The organism is Rhodococcus sp. AB351 (assembly GCF_049538275.1).
Lineage (GTDB): Bacteria > Actinomycetota > Actinomycetes > Mycobacteriales > Mycobacteriaceae > Rhodococcus.
The window spans coordinates 25,154-42,211 of record NZ_JBMVFW010000004.1 but is presented as its reverse complement, the minus strand read 5'-3'; the positions used below and the strand labels follow the sequence as shown (position 1 = coordinate 42,211).

At 67.9% G+C, this 17,058-nt stretch carries 13 protein-coding genes, 1 tRNA gene and 1 pseudogene; 8 read left to right on the top strand and 7 right to left on the bottom strand.

Going from position 1 to position 17,058, the window contains the following annotated elements:
- Positions 1-9: 9 nt before the first annotated feature.
- On the top strand, positions 10-657 hold the full coding sequence (locus ACPCXD_RS10735; RefSeq protein ID WP_106201614.1) for a trimeric intracellular cation channel family protein: 648 nt from the start codon (positions 10-12) through the stop codon (positions 655-657).
- Positions 658-726: 69 nt separating this feature from the next.
- On the opposite strand, the gene ACPCXD_RS10730 is transcribed toward ACPCXD_RS10735, so the two are convergent.
- Both ACPCXD_RS10730 and ACPCXD_RS10725 read right to left on the bottom strand, forming a co-directional pair.
- A complete protein-coding gene (locus ACPCXD_RS10730) occupies positions 727-954 on the bottom strand; it encodes a hypothetical protein (RefSeq protein ID WP_106200778.1) in 228 nt (75 codons plus the stop codon).
- Between the two features lie 96 nt (positions 955-1,050).
- The gene (locus ACPCXD_RS10725) at positions 1,051-2,607 is read right to left on the bottom strand and encodes a hypothetical protein (RefSeq protein WP_423659508.1); all 1,557 of its coding nucleotides are present in this window, start codon (positions 2,605-2,607) and stop codon (positions 1,051-1,053) included.
- A gap of 104 nt (positions 2,608-2,711) precedes the next feature.
- On the opposite strand from ACPCXD_RS10725, the gene ACPCXD_RS10720 reads away from it, so the two are divergent.
- Both ACPCXD_RS10720 and ACPCXD_RS10715 read left to right on the top strand, forming a co-directional pair.
- The gene (locus ACPCXD_RS10720) at positions 2,712-4,001 is read left to right on the top strand and encodes a TerD family protein (protein ID WP_423659506.1); all 1,290 of its coding nucleotides are present in this window, start codon (positions 2,712-2,714) and stop codon (positions 3,999-4,001) included.
- A gap of 158 nt (positions 4,002-4,159) precedes the next feature.
- Positions 4,160-6,652 (top strand): response regulator, encoded by a 2,493-nt coding sequence (locus ACPCXD_RS10715; protein ID WP_423659504.1) that lies wholly within the window; start codon positions 4,160-4,162, stop codon positions 6,650-6,652.
- Between the two features lie 56 nt (positions 6,653-6,708).
- Here the strand turns inward: ACPCXD_RS10715 and ACPCXD_RS10710 are convergent, their stop codons facing one another.
- Complete coding sequence (locus ACPCXD_RS10710) at positions 6,709-8,490, bottom strand: AMP-dependent synthetase/ligase (protein ID WP_085468782.1); 1,782 nt, start codon at positions 8,488-8,490, stop codon at positions 6,709-6,711.
- Between the two features lie 152 nt (positions 8,491-8,642).
- Between ACPCXD_RS10710 and ACPCXD_RS10705 the strand changes: the two are divergent.
- Together ACPCXD_RS10705 and ACPCXD_RS10700 are read left to right on the top strand one after the other, a co-directional pair.
- Positions 8,643-11,101, top strand: a pseudogene (locus tag ACPCXD_RS10705) (molybdopterin oxidoreductase family protein).
- A complete protein-coding gene (locus ACPCXD_RS10700) occupies positions 11,098-11,586 on the top strand; it encodes a hypothetical protein (RefSeq protein WP_160877298.1) in 489 nt (162 codons plus the stop codon). Before ACPCXD_RS10705 ends, ACPCXD_RS10700 begins: the two are co-directional and overlap by 4 nt.
- Before the next feature lie 12 nt (positions 11,587-11,598).
- Here the strand turns inward: ACPCXD_RS10700 and glfT1 are convergent, their stop codons facing one another.
- The 3 genes from glfT1 to ACPCXD_RS10685 form a co-directional block, all read right to left on the bottom strand.
- On the bottom strand, positions 11,599-12,489 hold the full coding sequence (gene glfT1, locus ACPCXD_RS10695) for a galactofuranosyltransferase GlfT1 (protein ID WP_016692663.1): 891 nt from the start codon (positions 12,487-12,489) through the stop codon (positions 11,599-11,601).
- Entirely contained in the window at positions 12,482-13,333 is an 852-nt protein-coding gene (wzt, locus tag ACPCXD_RS10690; RefSeq protein ID WP_423659761.1) for a galactan export ABC transporter ATP-binding subunit Wzt/RfbE, read from the bottom strand. The genes glfT1 and wzt overlap by 8 nt, the downstream gene beginning before the upstream one ends.
- A gap of 77 nt (positions 13,334-13,410) precedes the next feature.
- Complete coding sequence (locus ACPCXD_RS10685; protein WP_016692665.1) at positions 13,411-13,995, bottom strand: bacterial proteasome activator family protein; 585 nt, start codon at positions 13,993-13,995, stop codon at positions 13,411-13,413.
- Positions 13,996-14,142: 147 nt separating this feature from the next.
- Here ACPCXD_RS10685 and ACPCXD_RS10680 point away from each other — a divergent pair, with 147 nt between their 5' ends.
- Complete coding sequence (locus ACPCXD_RS10680; protein WP_016692666.1) at positions 14,143-15,342, top strand: cysteine desulfurase-like protein; 1,200 nt, start codon at positions 14,143-14,145, stop codon at positions 15,340-15,342.
- Here the strand turns inward: ACPCXD_RS10680 and ACPCXD_RS10675 are convergent.
- Positions 15,339-16,325, bottom strand: a complete 987-nt coding sequence (locus ACPCXD_RS10675) for an NAD(P)H-quinone oxidoreductase (protein WP_423659501.1) — start codon at positions 16,323-16,325, stop codon at positions 15,339-15,341. The genes ACPCXD_RS10680 and ACPCXD_RS10675 overlap by 4 nt on opposite strands.
- A 119-nt stretch (positions 16,326-16,444) precedes the next feature.
- Between ACPCXD_RS10675 and ACPCXD_RS10670 the strand changes: the two genes are divergently transcribed.
- The gene (locus ACPCXD_RS10670) at positions 16,445-16,915 is read left to right on the top strand and encodes a MarR family winged helix-turn-helix transcriptional regulator (RefSeq protein WP_060652229.1); all 471 of its coding nucleotides are present in this window, start codon (positions 16,445-16,447) and stop codon (positions 16,913-16,915) included.
- 51 nt (positions 16,916-16,966) lie between these two features.
- Positions 16,967-17,051: transfer RNA gene (locus ACPCXD_RS10665), tRNA-Ser, on the top strand.
- The last annotated feature ends 7 nt before the right edge of the window (positions 17,052-17,058 follow it).

Here is a 17,058-nt window from a genome sequence, read left to right as displayed (position 1 = left end):
CGCGTGGACGTGAACACGCAGAGCACGGTGCTGCTCGTGCTCGACCTGCTCGGCACGTTCGCGTTCGCCCTCAACGGAGCGCTCACCGCCGTCCGCGTCACCCGCATCGACATCGTCGGCGTCGTGACGCTCGGAATGATCACTGCGCTGGGTGGCGGCATCATCCGCGACATCCTCATCGAGGACCTGCCACCCGCGACGTTCAGCGACTGGCGATACCTCGCCGTCGCTGCTGCCGGCAGTCTCCTCGCGTTCTTCGCCCGCAAGCTCGAGCGGTTGTCCACACCCATCACGATGTTCGACGCCGCCGGTCTGAGCCTCTTCGCCGTCACCGGCGCGGGCAAGGCCCTCGACTTCGGCCTCGGTCCGGTGCAGGCGATCATCCTCGGCACGATCACCGGGGTCGGCGGTGGAACGGTGCGCGACGTGTTGATCCGGCGGGTTCCAATCGTGTTGAACAGCGAGTTGTATGCCATTCCTGCGCTGGTGGCCGCGACCGTGCTCGTCGTCTGCGAGAGTCTCGAGGTGCCCACGCTGCCCGCAGCACTCGGGGCTGCGGCGCTGTGCTTCGTCATCCGAATGGTCGGGGTCCGTTACGATCTCGACGCGCCGCGTCCGCGGGGGTTCGACGACCCCGACCCACCGAAACCGGCCTGACCGAAACCGGTGTTGTTGTCGATTTTCGATGCGTTCTCGCACACAACGCCGGACTCGATCGGCCGCGCGTCAGTCTCCGTCGCCGTCCACAACCATCTGACCCGAGTCGCCCAGCCACTCGTACAGTTCCGAGGCGGGCTGGATCTGCACCTGTTGTGTCTCGCCGACCCACGCACTGGCGACGAGCGCCCCGAGGGTGATCGCGTACTTGTTGCGGCGACGCTGCGGAGTGCGGGTCTCGACGTCGGGATCGATCTGCCGCAGCGAAGCGTCGAAGTCGGAATGCCGATCGTTCATGTCCGCTCCTCGGGAGTCCGATGACCTCAACCGCTGACCTGCTTCGATCGTCGCACGTCGGCGCGTGATCGTCGACGTGTAACCGGACCGGTCCGTTCATCGTCCTCGGTCCGGGACCGGACCATTTCCGTCCGTCGTCATCGGCATCCCGAACGGCCGCGCGACGGCCGCGCTCCACTCCCGCCACGCCGGGCACGGCGGGGGAGGCCGATAGTTCAGGAAGCGGACAGCTGCGTCCTCGAAGGCCGGCGACAGGGGAAGGTTCGCGTGGGTGGTCCGAACCGAACAACCGTTCCGCTCGACGTCGAGTCGCCAGTTCGTCGCCAGGGGGAGGTCGGCGATCGACGGGAGTGTCATCGCCCGAGTGCTGTCGGGAAGGGGCTGCGCCAGAACGGATTCTGCCGCGCCGGCGGTGCCGAGCAATTCCCGTGCCAGCGGAGTCTCGGGATCGAAGTGGAGGTGGAACAGATCGGTGACGGGGACGGCGGCGCGCAGCAGGTCGCCGACAACCCGTCCGGGTGCGTTCACATGTGGTGGCGGGTAGCCGGTGCGGGTGCTCGGAAACGGGCCGATCAGCAGGAGTGCGTCGGCGTCAACTCGTCCGGTGGCGACGGCTTCCCACACCACCCACACGGCGTGCGAATGCGCCGCGACCACCAGTGGCCGAGGGAGTGTCGATGCCTGCTCGACGAACAGGTCGACCTGCTCGCGGAAGGGGCGCTGGGTGTCGCCGGGCCGGTAGGGAGAGCCCGTGCGGATCGGGCAGGTCGCGTTGTGCCGAGGCTGCCCGTCGCCCGGTCCGGAGTACGAGAAGTAGTACACCTGCTCGCAGCGGTAGCCGAGTCGGTGCACGTCCGTCGCGTGGATTCTCGCCTGCCCCGAGGCGGAGTTGATCCCCGCGACGATCATCAGCGAACCCGGTTGCGGTGAAGCGGGTTCGGACCTGCCGGATTCGCGGCTCGTGACGACCATGATCGACACGGTGACGAGTACCGCGACGAACGCGGTCAGAGCATACGCAGGCCGACGCAATGCCCCACGCTCCATCATCACGATCGCCACGCCGGTCGCAGCGGCCGAGACGGGTACGAGTGGCACCGTGAGGACCGGGATGCGATCCGCGACGACACCGAGCGCCACGACCACCGCGCAGTACGGCGCCATCACGTCGATACGCAGTCCACGGCGCCAGGAGAGTGCGACATTCCCTCGCAGGTCGTGCCGGCCCTGCCAGGGGATCGGCCCGAGAACCAGCACCACCACCGCGACCAGGACGACCGCGAGCCAGAACAACCGCGCATACAGAACGGCATATGCCGCGGCGTCGGCACCTGCCGCCACCAGCACCGGACCGAAGGTGACCGCGTAGAAGAGGGCCGCGAAGCGGAGCCTGCGGGCATCGAGACCGCCCAGGAGCCACGCCAGGAGCGTCACCCGGGCCGCGAACAGCAGCGCGCACACGATCAGGAAGACCGGCCACGACGGTGCCCGCGACATCAGGATCCGCAGGTCGGTGAACTGATCCAGGGGCGGCAGGGCCACCAGATGGATCAGGCCGGGCCAGGTCGGGATCGTGTTGGTCGCGGCGAGCAGCACGACGAACGCCGCTGCGACCGCGAGCGGCCACCACCGCGTCCACTGTCCCTGTCGCATCCGCGGGACTCCCGTTGCCGACTGCCTCGAATGTAAGGGATGCGATGGTGGACGAGCGACCGAGGAAAACTTCTCGTGAGCACCCGTACGGACAGGAGGACCGCATGGCCGAGGTAGCGAAGGGGTCGAAGACCGATCTCACCGATCTCCGATACGAGGTGAGGCTCGGTGCCGCCGTGGACGGAGCGGTCGACCTGATGGCCGTCCTCCTCACCGACGCCGGCCGGGTACGCAGCGACGACGACTTCGTGTTCTTCAACAACCCGAAGGCGCCGGGCGTCCACCTCACCTCCGACACCTCCGTCACCGTCGATCTGTCCGCGGTGCCGGCGGACGTCCAGCGGGTGCTCGTCGCCGCGAGCACCGAGGCGCAGGGACGCACCTTCGGTGAGGTGCCAGGGGTACGCGTCGAGGTTCGTGGCCCGGGTCAACTGCTGGAGTTCGTCCCGCCCGGCCTGGCCACCGAAACGGTCCTGCAGGTCGTCGCGCTGTACCGGCGCGGGAGCGGGTGGCGCCTCGACGCCGTCGGCCAGGGTTATCAGGACGGACTCGCGGCGTTCGCGACCGACCACGGGATCGTCGTCGACGATACGGACGACGAGCCCGAACCGACCGTGTCCGCTCCGAAGACGTCCCCCGCGGCGAGCCCGATCTCGTTCGAGAAGGTGCAGATCTCGCTCACCAAGGATTCGCCCACGCAGACGGCCCGGATCGATCTGCGCAAGTCGCAGGGTGATCCGAACTGGGTGCTCACCGTCGGACTCGAATGGGACGGGCGCGGTGCGACATACGACCGGAACGGCAACGTGAAGAAGTACGGCAGCGGTGATCTCGACGTGTACTTCTACTGCCGCAACGAGGACACGAACGACTATGTGGTCATCAGCGGGGATCCCGGTCATCGGGGGAGTCTCGACACCTGGCCGTACATCCACCACTACGGCGACAGCAAGGGCCCGGGAAACGGGAAGAAGCCTGCCGTCGAACAGGTTCGGGTACTGCCGAACGAGAACGGCGACCTCCTCGTCAACATCTATCAGAGCGTCGACAACGGCGCAGGTGCGATCGACAAGTTCGGAAAGCCGCGTGTGGCAATCCGATACGGACGCGCCGGGCACAACGGACTGCCGGGTCCCGACGCCGACGAGATCCTCGTGTACGTCGGCAACGGGAAGAACTCGTACTGGGCGACCGTCGCGCATATCGACGTGCAGGACGGTGTGCTGACCGTCGACGGTGAGACCCGGTACAGCAGGTTCGGAAGCGAACGCATGCCCGGACTCGACTCGTCCGGCACCTGGGTGCGCTCGCCGAAGGGCGGACCGACCGGACGCAGCAAGAAGCGAAACGGCGGCCTCGGTCTGGATCGCTACGCCGGGACGTGCCCGAAATAGCCGGTCGGCTGCCGACCACGCCGTTCTCTCCCTCCCCGACGAACCGCCACCACCGCCCACCTGAGGAAAGGAGGTTGTATGTCCTCTTTGTGGCGTCGCACTGCGCGATATGAGGGGAGAATGGCGGCGGGAAGTACCGGAGATGGGAGTGACGGGGCATGAGGGCGACAGCCGAGTCGGGAGAGGCGTGGTCGGCGGAGCGCCTGTTCGCGGGACCGGGAGAAAGCCAGGAACGCTTTCGGAAGACCGATTGGTCGGCCACGCCCCTGGGTCCGGTGGAGTCGTGGCCCGCGGAGCTGCGCATGGCGGTGCGGACGGTGCTGCCGTCCGAGGTGCCGATGCTCCTGTGGTGGGGACCGCAGCTGGTGCAACTCTTCAACGACGCGATCATCCCTGTCCTCGGTGACAAGTACCCCGCGGCGGTCGCCCAGCCGGCACCCGAGTGCTGGCACGAGGTGTGGGACGAGGTCGGAGCCCGCGTCGAACGCGCGATGGCGGGTACGGCGACCTTCGCCGAAGAGGAACTGCTGTTCATGCAGCGCCACGGCTACGAGGAGGAGACCTACTGGACCTTCTCCTACAGCCCGATCCGCGACGAATCCGGCGAGGTGGCAGGGGTGTTCGTCGCGACCACCGATGTCACCTCGCGGGTGCTCGGTGAGCGTCGTCTGGAGGCCCTGAGCCGTCTCGGCACGGTGGCGATCACCGATTCGGGAATGTCGGTGATCGAGACGTGCCGGAACGCGTTGGACGCGCTCGAGCCCAGTCATCAGGACATTCCGCTGGCCGCGCTGTTCCTCGACAGTCGGGTGGTGGATCCCGATGATCCGCAACCGAACTGGAAGCAGCTCGCCGCAATCGGAACGAAGCCCGACTTCTCTGGTTCCCTGCTCGGACCGGGTGAGGACCAGCTGCTGTCGAAGGCCGCCAGGGCCTCCGAACCCTTCGTCGTCTCCGGCGTCGCCGAGCGTTCCCCGGATCTGCTCGACCCGCAGCGAACCCTCGGAGACCATCCGATCGGCACCATCCTCCTCGTGCCGTTGACGGCGTCGGGACACGACTTCCCGCTCGGTGTCCTCGCCGTCGGACTGAGCCCGTACCGGGTGTTCGACGCCGCGTACTCCACCTTCGTCGAACTCGTTGCCACCAAGATCTCGGGACTGCTGCGCGATGCGTCGGCGATGGATGCCGAGCGTCGCCGGGCCGATGCGTTCGCGGCGCTCGACGCTGCCAAGACCCGGTTCCTCGAATCGATCAGCCACGAGTTCCGCACACCGCTCACACTGCTCCTCGGCCCGTTGCAGAGCATGCTCGACGAGGCCACGACGCTGACGGACGCGCAGCGACAGTCGCTGGAGGTCTCTCAGCGCGCCGCGATCCGGTTGCGGCGACTCGTCGACGCGTTGCTCGAAGCGACGCGTGCCGAGACCGACCCGTCGCGAAAGCCCCTGAGGCCGACCGATCCGGCGGCGCTCACGGCCGAATGTGTGGACCTGTTCACCGACGCGGCTCAGCGTGCGGGCCTGGACCTGCGCAGCCGGATCGCCGACGCGGCGGCCGAGCAGACCCGGCTCGATCCCCAGACGTGGGCCCATATCGTGCTGAACCTGCTCTCGAACGCGATCAAGTACACCCCCTCGGGATCGATCGATGTGGATCTGGACGTCGAGGACGATCTGCTGGTCCTGAAGGTCGCCGACACCGGTCTCGGCATTCCGGAATCGGAGCTCGGTCGCATCTTCGAACGGTTCCATCGCGTCGAGAGCGTCGGGGGACGCAGTCAGGAGGGCATCGGGCTGGGTCTGTCCCTCGTCTCGGATTGGGTCCACACGCTCGGCGGAAGTGTGACCGTGTCCAGTGAGCTCGGGCACGGCAGCACCTTCACCGTGTCCGTTCCCCGCGTCCTCGACCAGACGTCGGAGTCGCCGGCGGGAACCGTCCCGGGGGATCTGAGCGCCATGTACATCGGCGAAGCGCAACAGTGGGACAGGGTCGCTTTCGACGAGAACGAATCGTCCATGCAGGGAGAGGATGTGGAATCGTTGCCACGGATCCTCGTGATCGAGGACAACGCGGACATGCGTGACTATCTGACGCAGTTGTTGCGTCGCCAGAGCTGGCACGTGGATGCGGTGGGGGACAGCGATGCCGCCCTCGAGCGGATCCGATCGCGACCGCCGCATCTCGTCCTCAGCGACATCATGCTCCCCGGTCGGGACGGGGTGGAGCTGCTCGGGGAGATCCGCCGCGACCCGGCGACCTCCCGTTTGCCGGTCATCCTCCTGACGGCACGGGCCGGCGCGGAGGCCACGATCGGCGGTCTGCGTACCGGCGCCGACGATTACATCACCAAACCGTTCCATCCCGACGAGCTCATCGCCCGTGTGCGCGTGAATCTCGAATTGTCGTGGCTGCGTGAGCAGATGCTCGCCGCGCGGGAGCGTGAGTCCGACCAGTTGAAGACGGCCCTGGAGACCCGGTCGACACTGAGCAAGGCCGTCGGACTGATGATGGCCACGTTCAAGTGCGACGCCGACGCGGCGTTCGACAAACTCGTCGCCTTCTCCCAGCACCGCAACGTCAAGGTGCGTGAGATCGCCGAGCAGATCGTCGGTGACTACACCGCCTCGCTCAGCAATTCGTCGGGGTAGTGCTCTGCGCCTTCGGTTCCGCCGCTGCTACTGCAGACCGTGAGCGCGGTGACGGATCAGGCCCCCGCGTACAGCTTGTCGATCTCCTCGGCATACTTCGCATCGATGGGCTTGCGCTTGAGCTTCATCGTCGGGGTCAGCTCGTCGCCGGAGGGTTCCCAGATCGTCGGCAGCACCGTGTACTTCTTGATCTGCTCGACCCGCGACAACTTGCTGTTCGCCTCCTCGACCGATTTCGCGATCGACTCGAGGACCACCGGATGCCGGGAGAGCTCCTCGTGGGTGCCGCTGAGACCGTGTTGTTCGGCGAAAACGGCCAGGGCATCGGGATCGAGCGCGAGCAGCGCGACGTTGTAGGGTCGGTCGTTGCCGATGGCGACGGCGCCACCGAGCATCGGGCAAGCGGCACGCAGGGCGCCTTCGATATTGGCGGGTGACATGTTCTTCCCCGCCGCGTTGACGATGATCTCCTTCTTCCGGTCGATCAACCGCACGTATCCGTCCGCGTCGATCTCACCGATGTCGCCGGTGTGCAACCAGCCGTCGGAATCGATTGCATCCGAAGTCTTCTCGGGGTCGTTGCGGTAGCCCTTCATCAACAGCGGACCCGAGACGAGCAGTTCGCCGTCCTCGGCGATCCTGAGCTGCGCACACGGCACGGCCTGCCCGACGGTGCCGATGCGGATGGCGCCCGGCCGGTTCATCGTGACCACGCACGAAGTCTCCGACATGCCCCACACCTCGGAGCACGGAATGCCCAGGGCGAGAACGAACTCGAGGACCTCCGGCGAGATCGCGGCGGCACCGGTGACAGCGGCCCGGACCTGATCGAGGCCGAGCTTGCCGCGGATCGCGGACAACACCAGCCTGTCGGCCACCGCGTGCTGCACCTCGAGGGTGCGGGGGACCGGCTTGCCGTCGGACTGCAGCCGGGCACGCTTGCGTCCGACGTCGATCGCCCACAACGCGAGCTTCTTCTTGATCGGGCTCGACTCCTCGGCGAGGGTCTTGTCGATCGCGGCCTTGAGCTTGTACCAGACCTGGGGGACGGCGCCGAAGAGCGTCGGCCGCAGGCTCGGCAGCACCGTGATGGCCTGCTTGAGGTCGTCGAGCGTGGTGATCTGCATGCCGCTGTACAGGCTCGAGTAGTGCGAACCCCAGCGGTTGGCGATGTGCGCGTCGGGCAGATACGACAGGATCCGGTCGTCCGGACCGATGGGCAGGTACGTGCTCGTCGCCTCGAGTTCGGCGAGCAGGTTGGCGTGGGTGAGTTCGACACCCTTCGGTGGGCCCGTAGTACCGGAGGTGTAGATGAGGGTCAGCAGGTCGGACGGCTGCACTGCCTTCCACGAGGCTTCGAAGTCGAAGGACGGATCGGCGGCGGCCTCGAGGTCGTCGAGGGACATGGTGCCCTCGGGTTTGCCGTCGATGCACACCAGGTGCTCGACCTTGGTGTCACCGATCGCCTGCCGCAGGACGGGGACGAACTGTTCCTCGGCGATCATCACGTGGTTGCCGGCGTTGCCGAGCACGTACGAGATCTGTTCGGCGGTCAGCGAGTTGTAGATCGAGAACGGCACCGCGCCGAGGTGGATCGCGGCGGTGTCGAGAAGGTGGAACTCGGGCCGGTTGGTGAGCATGAGGCCGACGGTGTCGCCGCGGTTCACGCCGAGGCCGGCGAGTCCGGCGGCGAGGCGTTCGACGCGCTGCGCGTACTGACGCCAGGTGTAGGAGACGGAATCGTCGGGGGTGCGCAGCGCGACCTTGTCGGGGTGCGCCGCGGCGGTGGTCTGGAAGGCTTCGCAGAGGGTCGACGGTGAGGTGGCACGAGGGGTCATCACTGGCTCCCGAGGTCGAGTGTGGCGAAAGTGTAGGACGAAGTGCGTACATCCGTGGTCGGATTTGCCGGATTGTTGCGACGGAATCGAGACCGCTGCCTGCGACGACGCGCGGGGTGTTTGGTACTGCCCACCCCGGGTACCGCCGGGACATGACCACCGTGGATCGCATCGCGGATCCGTGGGGTTCGCGCACACCCTACGGACCCGGGGAACACTGGCCCACCCGCGTCGACACCTATCTCGCCGACGGACTGACCGAGGACGACGTCGACAGGTGGGTGCAGTCGGCGACCATCCTGCATTCCAACGGCGACGGCCTCGACATCGCCGTCAAGGACGGGCGCATGGTGGGGGTGCGCGGACGCGCCGTCGACCGGGTCAACCACGGCCGGCTCGGCCCCAAGGACCTGTTCGGCTGGCAGGCGAACCACTCGGAGGACCGGCTCACCACCCCGCTGATCCGCCGCGACGGCAAGCTCGTCGAGACCGACTGGGACACCGCGATGGATGCCGTCGCCGGTCGCACGAAGCAGCTGCTCGACGAGCGCGGCCCCAGCTCGGTCGGCTTCTACACCACCGGACAGTTGTTCCTGGAGGAGTACTACACCCTCGCGCTCATCGGGCACGGTGGCATCGGCACCAACCACATGGACGGCAACACGAGGCTGTGCACGGCGACGGCGGCAGCTGCCCTCAAACAGTCCTTCGGGTGCGACGGCCGCCCGGCTCCTACACCGACATCGACCATGCCGACGTCATCGCGCTGTACGGACACAACATGGCCGAGACACAGACGGTGACATGGACGCGGATCCTCGACCGGCTCGCCGGACCGAACCCGCCGGCCGTGATCTGTGTGGATCCGCGGCGGACGCCGGTCGCGCGGGCCGCGACGGTGCACCTCGCCCCGCGCCCGGGCACCAACGTCGTCCTCATGAACGGGCTGCTCCACGAGATCCTGCGACGCGGGTGGATCGACGAGAAGTACATCGAGGACCACACCGTCGGATTCGACGAACTGCGCACCCAGCTCGACGACTATCCCCTCGAGAAGGCCGTCGAGATCTGCGACGTCCCCATCGAGGATCTGCGGGAGGCCGCTCGACTGCTCGGCACGGCGGAGCGGCTGCTCTCGACGGTCCTGCAGGGCTTCTACCAGTCCCATCAGGCCACCGCGGCCGCCGTGCAGGTGAACAACATCCATCTCGTGCGCGGCATGCTCGGCAGGCCCGGGTGCGGAGTCCTCCAGATGAACGGGCAGCCCACCGCGCAGAACACCCGTGAATGCGGAGCCGACGGCGACCTGCCGGCCTTCCGCAACTGGGCCAACGAGTCGCACGTCGAGGACCTCGCCCGGGTGTGGAACATCGATCCGATGCGGATCCCGCACTACACCGCCCCCACCCACCTGATGCAGATGATGCGGTATGTCGAGGACGGCTCGATCCGCTTCCTCTACGTGAGCGGGACGAACCCGGCCGTGTCCCTGCCGGAACTGCGCCGGGTGCGCGAGATCCTCACCCAGGACAGGCTCTTCCTCGTGGTGCAGGACATCTTCCTGTCGGAGACCGCGCAACTCGCCGACGTCGTCCTGCCCGCTGCGACCTGGGGTGAGAAGACCGGCACGTTCACCAACACCGACCGGACCGTGCACCTGTCGGAGAAGGCCGTCGAACCACCCGGGCAGGCCAGGCCCGATCTCGACATCTTCGTCGACTACGCGCGCCGGCTCGACCTGCGGGACAAGGACGGCGACCCGCTCGTGAAGTGGTCCACGCCCGAGGAGGCCTTCGAGGCGTGGAAGGAGTGCACGGCCGGGCGGCCCTGCGACTACACGGGCATCACCTACGAGAAACTCCGTGGCGGAAGCGGAATCCAGTGGCCGTGCAACGCCGACGCTCCCGACGGGACCGAACGTCTCTACGAGGGCGGAAAGTTCTGGGCCGCACCGGACTACTGCGAGAACTACGGACGGGACATGGTCACCGGGGCGCCGGTCGAACCCCCCGAGTATCGGGCGCTGAACCCCTTCGGCAAGGCGATCATCAAGGCGGGTGAGTATCTTCCCCCGCACGAGACGGTCTCCGACGAGTATCCCTATCTGCTCACCACCGGCCGCACGCTCTACCACTTCCACACCCGCACGAAGACCGGTCGCGCCCCGCAACTGCAACGCGCCGCCCCGGAGGTGTGGGTGGAGATGTCGGCGAGCGACGCCGAGCGGCACGGATGGTCGGAGGGCGACCTGCTGCGGGTCGACACCCCGCGCGGGCACGTCACCGCGCGGCTGCGGATCAGCGGGATCCGGACCGGGGTGCTGTTCCTGCCGTTCCACTACGGCTACTGGGACACCCCCGCGGGTCACGAACCGGCGCTCGAGGGGCGCGCGGCCAACGAACTGACCTTCACCGACTGGGACCCGGCGTCGAAGCAACCCCTGTTCAAGTCGGGTGCCGCGCGCGTCGAACGGGTCGCCGTCGCCGACGACGGGCCGTCCGCGGCGCCGACCACCACCGCCTCGGCGCCCGTCTCCGGCACCGTGCCCGCCACTTCGGGTGGACCGGACGCCGAAATCACCGAGACGCTCGACGACGGAGGGCCGCGATGAACAAGGTCTCCCTGGCGATCCGTGAACTGCACCGATCGGAGAACGACCTGGCGACCGAGCTGCTGCGCACCGCGGACCGGCACAAGGTCGACCACGAGATCTTCCACGTGGCGCGTGACATCGCCGGCTGGTCGCAGCAGCACGTGCACGAACTCGCCCGCGTCGGTCACGACTACGACCTCGATCTCGACGACGAGCCCCAGGGCGTCCACGAGGTGCTCGCAGAGGTGCGGCGGAAGGGAAGCGAGATGCTCGGACGCCGGCACGCCCCGAGTGTCCTGTTGCTGCGGGATCTGCGCACCGTGCACCGCATGGCGGCGGGCGTCTCGCTCGACTGGGAGATCCTCGCCCAGACGGCGCAGGCCCTGAGCGACCGCGAACTGCTCGCCCTCTCGAAACGCTGCCATCCCCAGACCCTGCGTCAACTGCGCTGGGCGAACGCGAAACTCAAGGAGATCGCCGCGCAGACGGTCGTCACCGACTGAGCAGCGCCGAAGTCAGGGCCGTTCGAACCTCTCCTCGCGCCCGAGTCTGCGCAGCCGGATCCACTCGCGCAGGCCGGCCGGGTCGCGGCGGGTGATCAGGAAGTACCAGCCGAACCGCACCCATTCCTGGGGCAGCAACCGGCGCAGTCCCGGCTGCGAGAGCAGGTAGCCGCGGTTGCGGTAGGTGAAGAACCGCTTGGTGTCGTTGTCCGGATACTGCGTGTGCATCCGGCCACCGAGGATCGGCTTGAACTCGTCGGCACCGTCCGGGTGCAGGTAGGCGGTCTGCAAACAGGTGCCGAACGGCAGGCCCGACCGGACGAGACGGCGGTGCACCTCGACCTCGTCGCCGCGGACGAACAGGCGCAGGTCGGGCACGCCCACCGCGTCGATCGCCGCGGCCGTGAAGAGGGCGCCGTTGAACAACGAGGCGATGCCGGGCAGCAGGTCCTCGTCGCCGAGTTCGTGCCGCCATCGCCGCCACACCACACCGCGGCGCAGCGGGAAGGCGAGGCGATCGGGTTGCGCGATGTCGCACACGACCGGCGACACCTCGGCCAGGCCGTTGCGCTGCGCGCAGTCGAGCAGCGTCGCGAGCACGTCCGGTCCCTCGGGGCGGCCGTCGTCGTCGGCGAGCCACACCCGGTCGGCGCCGAGCGACAGTGCGTACAGGATGCCGAGGGCGAAGCCGCCCGCGCCGCCGAGATTGTGCTTCGAACCGAGATAACTCGTGGGCAGGTCCACGGCGTCGACGAGCTCGCGCACCGCGTCCTCGTCGCCGTTGTCGACCACCACGAGATGGTCGAGCGGACGGGACTGCGAGGCAAGAACTTTCAGCGAATCCGCCAGCAGCTCACGACGGCGGTGCGTGACGACGACGCCGATGATCCGTTCGTCAGCCACCGTTCGAACCCGTCGAGGCCGCGGCGTCGTGGGCGGACTTCGCGATCCGCTCACGCTCGAGCTCGTGGAGGATCGTGCGCACGTGATCGCCGGCCTCGTCGCCCTCGTAGGCGCGCACCACGTGCTCGATGTCGCCCTGCTCGCGGATCTGGCCGTGATCGATCCACATCGCCTGGTCGCACAGCTGGGCGAGGAACTCGTTGGAGTGGCTGGCGAACACGAGGATGCCCGAACGCGCGACGAGATCCTGCAGACGCACGCGCGCCTTCTTCATGAACTCCGCGTCGACCGCGCCGATGCCCTCGTCGAGCAGCAGGATCTCGGGGTCGATGCTGGTGACCACACCGAGCGCGACGCGCACCCGCATACCGGTCGAGTAGGTGCGCAACGGCATGTTGAGGTAGTCGCCGAGCTCGGTGAACTCGGCGATCTCGTCGACCTTGGCCAGCATCTGCTTGCGGCTCATCCCGAGGAACATGCCGCGGATGACGATGTTCTCGTAGCCGGAGATCTCCGGGTCCATGCCGACGCCGAGGTCGAACACCGGCGCGACGCGGCCCTTCACCCGGGCGTGGCCGCGGGTGGGCTCGTAGATCCCCGAGAGCAGACGCAGCAGCGTGGACTTGCCGGCGCCGTTGTGGCCGACGAGCCCGACGCGGTCGCCTTCCTTCAGCGACATCGTGATGTCGCGCAGAGCCTCGACGATCACGACGTCGGAGTTGTTGCGGCCGATCGCTCCGCCCGCCTTACCCAGGAAGGCCTTCTTCAAGGAGCGGGTCTTGGCGTCGAAGATGGGAAAGTCGACGCACGCGCCGCGCGTTTCGATGCTGACCCGACTCACGATGCTGCTCCAGACGCTGACACGGGACCCGAGCGTACCCGTCGCGCCGATACCCGAGTCCCGGGGCGTACCCGGTGGGACTACAGGTACTGGCCGGTTCCGGGGTGGGTCTGGCCGGGGATCTGCTGATCGTTCTGGCCGTGACCGCCGTGCACGGCACCGGACGGGAGGGCTCCCTGACGCATCTGCTCGAGCTGGGCACGAGCGGCCATCTGCTGAGCGAACAGCGCCGTCTGGATGCCGTGGAACAGACCTTCGAGCCAGCCGACGAGCTGGGCCTGCGCGATGCGCAGCTCGGCGTCGGAGGGCACTGCGTCCTCACCGAAGGGCAGCGCGAGCCGCTCGAGTTCTTCCCGCAGGTCGGGGGCGAGGCCCTGACCGAGTTCGCGGATGGACGACAGGTGGATGTCCTTGAGCCGGGTGCGGCTGGCGTCGTCGAGCGGCGCGGCCTTCACCTCTTCGAGGAGCTGTTTGATCATGGTGCCGATCCGCATGACCTTCGCCGGCTGCTCGACCATGTCGGCCAGGGATTCGCCGCCGTTCTCGGTCTTCTCCTCCTCCGGTCGGCCGTCGGCCTCCACGCGGGCCGCCTCCTCACGGGAGACACGGATGGGTCGGCCGTCGGGTCCGATCACGAGAACCTGGTCGTTGTCCGGATGCGTCATGGCTCCATTCTCCCTTTCCCACCCCGGGGGTGCCCGGTTGCCCGAAGGTCCCGGAGTGCCGGGTACCCCGATCGAGCCTACCGAGACGGCAACGCCGAGTGCAGGTACGGCGCGTCCCGATTGACATCGGGACCTAGAGTGTCTGCCATGGCTTACGACGTTGCCCGGATCCGGGGGTTGATCCCCTCGCTCGGGGACGGGTGGATCCATCTCGATCCACGGGCCGGTATGCAGATCCCCGACGTGGTGTCGCGCACCGTGTCCACTGCCTTCCGCAACTCGGCCGCGTCGTCGACCGGACGGCACCTGTCGTCGCGTCGCAGCGCCGCGATCCTCCAGGAGGCGCGCGTCGCGGTCGCGGAACTCGTGGGTGCCGACCCGGACGGCGTCGTCCTGGGTCCGAGCCACGCGGTGCTGCTCGCCTGGCTCGCCGAAGCGCTCAGTTCCCGCCTCGGGCTCGGCACCGGCATGGTGCTCTCGCGGCTCGACGACGAGGCGAACATCGCTCCCTGGTTGCGGGTCGCGAGCCGCTACGGCGCGCAGGTGCGCTGGGCCGAGGTCGAGATCGAGACGTGCGAACTGCCCACCTGGCAGTACGAGGAACTCATCACGCCCACCACCCGGCTCGTCGCGCTCACCGCGGCGTCGTCGATCGTCGGCACCGCGCCCGACGTGCGGGTCGTCGCGGATCTCGTCCACGAGGTCGGTGGGCTCATGGTCGTCGACGCCGCCGGCGCCGCCCCCTACGCCCACGTCGACATCGACGATCTCGGCGCCGACGTCATCACCGTCGACATCGCCGCATGGGGCGGACCGCAGATCGGTGCGCTCGTCTTCGCCGACCCCTCGCATCTCGAACGAGTCCCGGCGATGTCGCTGAACCCGCACGCACGCGGCGCCGAACGTCTCGAGGTGGGCGGTCACCAGTTCGGTCTGCTCGCCGGTATCCCCGCGTCCATCGACTTCATCGCCTCACTGGACGACGACGCCACCGGTACGCGCCGCGAGCGTCTCGACATCTCGATCAGCTCGATGCAGAACTACCAGGACGTGCTGTTCGACCGCCTCATGCGGCAGCTCGACAGCCTCACCGGCGTGATCGTGCTCGGCCGCGCATCGAGCCGCGTCCCCACCCTCAGCTTCACCGTCGACGGCGTCCCGGCCGAGAAGGTCGCCGCGCATCTCGCCGACCGCCGCATCGCGACGGTGGCGAGCACCCGCGGATCGAGCCGGCTCCTCGACTCCCTCGGCGTCAGCGACGAAGGGGGAGCGGTGAGCATCGGCCTCGCCCCCTACACCACGAGCTTCGAGGTCGATCAGCTCGTCCGCGAGCTCCGCAACCTCTAGTTGCGTTCGATCCGCAGCACGACCTTCCCGACGGTCTCGGGGCTGTCGAGCAGTTCGTGTGCCCGGGCGGCCTCGGTGATCGGCAGCTCGGCGTGCACGACGGGATGGACCTTCGCCTCCTCGATGAGCGGCCACAGATTGGCGCGCACGGAGTCGATGATCTCGCTCTTGCCCGACGGACCCGAGTCCGGACGGCCGCGCAGGCCGGTCGCGGCGACGTGACCGCGCTTGGCGAGCAGCTTGCCGAGGTGCAGTTCGCCCTTGGTGCCGCCCTGCATGCCGATGACGACGAGCCATCCGTCGGGAGCGAGGACGTCGATGTTCCGGGACAGATACTTCGCGCCCATGTTGTCGAGCACGACGTCGGCGCCACCGAAGGCGTTGCGCACCTCGGAGACGAAGTCCTGTTCGCGGTAGTCGATCGCCAGGTCGGCGCCGAGTTCGCGGCAGCGGTCGAGCTTGCCGGCCGAAGCCGTCACCGCCACCTTTGCGCCGAGCGCCTTGCCCACCTGGATGGCGTGCGTGCCGATGCCTCCGCCGCCACCGTGGACGAGCAGGACGTCGCCGCGCTTCAGGCCGGCGGTCATCACGACGTTCGACCACACCGTGCACGCGATCTCGGGAAGCGACGCGGCGACCGCGACGTCCATGCCCTTCGGGACGGGCAGCAGCTGGGAGGCGGGGACCGCGACCTTCTCGGCGTAACCGCCACCGGTGAGGAGGGCACAGACCTTGTCGCCGATGTTCCAGCCCGTCACACCCTCGCCGAGTTCGGAGATCACTCCGGAGCATTCGAGGCCCAGGATGTCGCTCGCCCCCGGGGGCGGCGGGTAGAGGCCGCGCCGTTGCAGCAGGTCGGCGCGGTTGACCGCGGTCGCCGCAACATCGAGAAGTACGTGCCCGGGAGGCAGGTCCGGGTCGGGCTGCTCGGTCCACCGGAGAACTTCTGGACCACCGGGTTCGGTGGCGACGATTGCATACATGTGTTCGACGCTATCGCGTGCGGGGCAGTGAGGGGACGGTCACTCCGCTCGTGGCGCGCTCACCTGCTCGAAGCTACCGCGCGGTAACCGGATCGGGCCGTCGGCATTACACTCCCGGCGTGACCAGCGAACGAGACGAACCCAAGTGGTTGACCGCAAAGGAGCAGGAGGCCTGGCGTCTCTACATGGACGGCAACAACCGTCTCATGAGCGCCCTCAGTCGGTCCCTCAACGACCGACACGACCTGTCGCTGGCGGAATATCGGATCCTGGTCATGCTCTCCGAAGCCCCCGACGGCGCCCTGCGCATGAGCGATCTCGCCGACGGCGTGCTCTCCTCACGCAGCCGGCTCACCCATCAGATCCGGCGGATGGAGCAGGAGAAGATGGTCGTGCGCAGCTCGTGCCCCGACGATGGTCGCGGTGTGCTCGCCACCATCACCGAGGAGGGCCGGCGACGTCTGGCGGAGGCCGCCCCCACCCACGTCGACGACGTGCGCAACTACCTCATCGACCTGCTGTCGGCCGACGAACTCGACATGCTGGCGCGGGTCTTCGCGCGCGTCGAGCACACTCTGGCCGACCGCTGAGGTCGCGAATCGGTTAGGCCCTGCTTGCGTCGAGCGGTTAGGATCTGCCACGGAAGCGTGGCAGAGCGGCCGAATGCACTCGCCTTGAAAGCGAGCTTGGGTAACACCAACGGGGGTTCAAATCCCTCCGCTTCCGCCGCAGC

Coding starts and splice junctions, on each gene's coding strand:
- ACPCXD_RS10680 (WP_016692666.1), top strand. CDS start 14,143: ATGGCTTACGACGTTGCCCGGATCCGGGGGTTGATCCCCTCGCTCGGG.
- ACPCXD_RS10700 (WP_160877298.1), top strand. CDS start 11,098: ATGAACAAGGTCTCCCTGGCGATCCGTGAACTGCACCGATCGGAGAAC.
- ACPCXD_RS10720 (WP_423659506.1), top strand. CDS start 2,712: ATGGCCGAGGTAGCGAAGGGGTCGAAGACCGATCTCACCGATCTCCGA.
- ACPCXD_RS10675 (WP_423659501.1), bottom strand. CDS start 16,325: ATGTATGCAATCGTCGCCACCGAACCCGGTGGTCCAGAAGTTCTCCGG.
- ACPCXD_RS10730 (WP_106200778.1), bottom strand. CDS start 954: ATGAACGATCGGCATTCCGACTTCGACGCTTCGCTGCGGCAGATCGAT.
- ACPCXD_RS10685 (WP_016692665.1), bottom strand. CDS start 13,995: ATGACGCATCCGGACAACGACCAGGTTCTCGTGATCGGACCCGACGGC.
- ACPCXD_RS10725 (WP_423659508.1), bottom strand. CDS start 2,607: ATGCGACAGGGACAGTGGACGCGGTGGTGGCCGCTCGCGGTCGCAGCG.
- ACPCXD_RS10715 (WP_423659504.1), top strand. CDS start 4,160: ATGAGGGCGACAGCCGAGTCGGGAGAGGCGTGGTCGGCGGAGCGCCTG.
- ACPCXD_RS10710 (WP_085468782.1), bottom strand. CDS start 8,490: ATGACCCCTCGTGCCACCTCACCGTCGACCCTCTGCGAAGCCTTCCAG.